The sequence below is a fragment of the Synechococcus sp. R6-7 genome, assembly GCF_047461695.1.
GTDB lineage: Bacteria > Cyanobacteriota > Cyanobacteriia > Thermostichales > Thermostichaceae > Thermostichus.
The window spans coordinates 1-3,035 of record NZ_JANSHS010000238.1 but is presented as its reverse complement, the minus strand read 5'-3'; the positions used below and the strand labels follow the sequence as shown (position 1 = coordinate 3,035).

The window sequence follows — 3,035 nt, the reverse complement described above, 5'->3', positions numbered from 1 at the left end:
AAAAAGGGGGGCAAGGTGGGCCTGTTTGGCGGCGCCGGCGTGGGCAAGACGGTGCTCATCCAGGAGCTGATCCACAACATTGCCGAGGAGCACTCTGGCCTGTCGGTGTTTGCCGGCGTGGGAGAGCGCACCCGCGAGGGCAATGACCTCTACAACGAGATGAAAGAATCCGGCGTGCTGGATAAGGTGGCGCTGGTCTATGGCCAGATGAACGAGCCGCCGGGGGCCCGTATGCGGGTTGGCCTGACCGCCCTGACGATGGCAGAGTACTTCCGCGACGTTAACAAGCAGGATGTGCTGCTGTTCATCGACAACATCTTCCGCTTTGTGCAGGCCGGGTCGGAAGTGTCGGCGCTGTTGGGCCGCATGCCCTCGGCAGTAGGTTACCAGCCCACCTTGGCCACCGAAATGGGCAACCTGCAAGAGCGCATCACCTCCACCAAGCAGGGATCCATCACCTCGGTGCAGGCGGTGTATGTGCCTGCTGACGACTTGACGGATCCGGCCCCAGCAACCACCTTTGCCCACCTCGACTCCACGGTGGTGTTGTCCCGCAGCTTGGCGGCTAAGGGTATTTATCCAGCGGTGGATCCCCTGGATTCCTCTTCCACCATCCTGCAGGCGGACATTGTGGGCGAAGAGCACTACAACACTGCCCGGGCGGTGAAGCAAACTCTGCAGCGCTACAAAGAGCTGCAAGATATCATCGCCATCCTGGGGCTGGACGAGCTGTCGGAAGAGGACAAGCTGGTGGTGGCCCGTGCCCGCCGCATCGAGCGTTTCCTGTCCCAGCCGTTCTTCGTGGCGGAGGTATTCACTGGCTCCCCCGGCAAGTATGTGAAATTGGCAGACACCATCAAGGGCTTCCAGCGCATTTTGTCGGGAGAACTGGACGATCTGCCGGAGCAAGCCTTCTACTTGGTGGGCACCATCGAAGAGGCCATCGAGAAAGCCGAGAAGCTCAAGTCCAAGTGAGCCCTCACCCCCAGCCCCTTTCCCACAGGAGGAGAGGGGAGTTGCCGATAGCGCGGCGACTGGGCTCCCCAGGGTTGAAGGGGGGAACGCCCTGGTGGCATTGCTGACTGAAAGCGCTCCCCAGACCCGGCAGGGCTCCTTCTTTTCGGGGGAGCCTTGGTTTTATCTACAGGTGGGACGGCTGCTAGGGATCCCCGGCGACAGGCCCGAAGCGATAGCCCTTGCCGTAGACGGCGTGGATCAATTCTGCTGCCCCGGGCAACCTGAGGCGTCGCCGCAGCAGGCGCACCTGGGCTGCCAAGACGTTGCTGCTGGGGGGATCCTCTCCGGCCCACACCTGCTCGTAGATCTGGTCGTGGGTGAGCAACTGGCCGGGGTGGGTCATGAAGTACTCCAGCAGGCGAAACTCTTTTTGGGAGAGGTGGATCATCCGCCCCTGCCGGTAGGCCACCTGGTTCTCCCGATCCAGCTCCAAATCCCCTATCTGTAGGCGAGGGATCCCTTCTCCAGTACCTGTGGTTCGCCGCAAGAGGGCCCGCACCCGCGCCAGCAGTTCCCGCAGCTCGAACGGCTTCACCAAGTAATCATCTGCCCCGGCATCCAGCCCTTCCACCCGGTCGTCTAGGGTATCTTTGGCCGTCAGAAACAGGATAGGGGTGGTGCAATCCACCTGCCGTACCCGCTGGCAGAGGGAAAGCCCAGAGAGCTCCGGCAACATCCAATCCAAGACCAGCAGATCGTAGGGCAGAGCGGGGGACTTTTGCAGCAGCTCCCAGGCCCGCCCTCCTGTGTAGGCGACGTCCACCGTGTAGCCCTCTCGCCTCAATTGCTGGGCCAGAGAATCGGCCAACTCCACTTCATCGTCCACCAACAAAATCCGTGCCATAGGACTCCGTCCCGCTAACGCGAACGCCTCAGGACTCAGTCTCGCCGTCGTCTTGGAAACTGACGCACGCAGGAAAGGACTCCTTTCCGCCAGAGCGTTGCGCAGCAATCACAGAACTGGGGAGCGGCTCAAGCTGCAAGGATAGATTGTAAAGGCGGCGCCGCGTCCAGATGGGGGATCCCTGCAGACGCTGGGCCAACTGGCGGCTGGCTGCGGAGCGGGATAGGCCCTCGGCCAGCAATCGGGCCATTTCTTGACGAATTTCCGCTTCCGATTCACTGTCTCCCCGCCCATTCAAGGACTCCGTCCCGCCTCTGGCAGGGTTAGGGCTGGGAACGGCACCCACATATCCCTCAAGCAAGAGGGTGAACTCCCCCCGCGGCGGCTGGGCGGCGCAGTGCTCCAGAGCTGCTGCCAGGGATCCCCGCCAGAAGGACTCATACAGCTTGGTCAGCTCCCGCGCCAGCACGATCTGCCGCTCTGGGCCGCAGTGATCCAGCAGATCCTGCAGAGTTTGGCGCAGGCGATGGGGGGCTTCATAGAGAACGACGGTGCGCTCTTCTTGGGCCAACTGTTGCAGGCGGGCCTGTCGCTGACTGGGTTTAAGCGGCAAAAATCCCTCGAACACGAATCGTCCTGTAGGCAGGCCCGAAGCGGTCAAGGCGGCAACAGCAGCTACCGGCCCCGGCACAGGGATCACCGGGATCCCGGCCTGAATGCAGGCGCGCACCAACTCTTCTCCCGGATCGGAAATGGCGGGGGTGCCGGCATCGCTGATCAGGGCCACCGACTGGCCCGCCGACAGATACTTCAGGAGTTGCGGGATCCGTTGGGCAGCGTTGTGCTCGTGATAGCTGATGAGGCGGGCGGAGATTTGAAAATGTTTAAGAAGCTGGCCGGAGTGGCGAGTATCTTCTGCCGCCACCCAGTCCACTTCCCGCAAAACCCGCAGCGCCCGCAGGGTGATGTCTTCGCGGTTGCCGATGGGGGTGGCCACCAAATAAAGGCTGGCGGTGGGGTGTTCCATCCCGAGCTCCAAGGCTGAGCTGCCGATAACCAGACAATAGCCAATTAGAGCAATTAGAGATCGCCTCGGATCCCCAGATTAACCTCTCTTGGCCGGTGCCCCGATACCCAGGCATCTGCCTTTCGCGGTAGCGGGACGGAGTCCTTT

The 3,035-nt window shown here is 62.0% G+C and carries 3 protein-coding genes; 1 reads left to right on the top strand and 2 read right to left on the bottom strand.

What is annotated here, in order from left to right; genetic code table 11:
* Positions 1 to 975, top strand: a 975-nt coding sequence (gene atpD, locus NW815_RS07700; protein WP_414415866.1) for a F0F1 ATP synthase subunit beta, incomplete at its 5' end; no start/stop codon positions are given.
* Between the two features lie 184 nt (positions 976 to 1,159).
* Here the strand turns inward: atpD and rppA are convergent.
* Positions 1,160 to 1,861: a two-component system response regulator RppA gene (gene rppA, locus NW815_RS07695; RefSeq protein ID WP_414331461.1), complete on the bottom strand. Its 702-nt coding sequence runs from the start codon at positions 1,859 to 1,861 to the stop codon at positions 1,160 to 1,162.
* Positions 1,862 to 1,889: 28 nt separating this feature from the next.
* Positions 1,890 to 2,888 (bottom strand): 16S rRNA (cytidine(1402)-2'-O)-methyltransferase, encoded by a 999-nt coding sequence (rsmI, locus tag NW815_RS07690; RefSeq protein WP_414389891.1) that lies wholly within the window; start codon positions 2,886 to 2,888, stop codon positions 1,890 to 1,892.
* Positions 2,889 to 3,035: the final 147 nt, after the last annotated feature.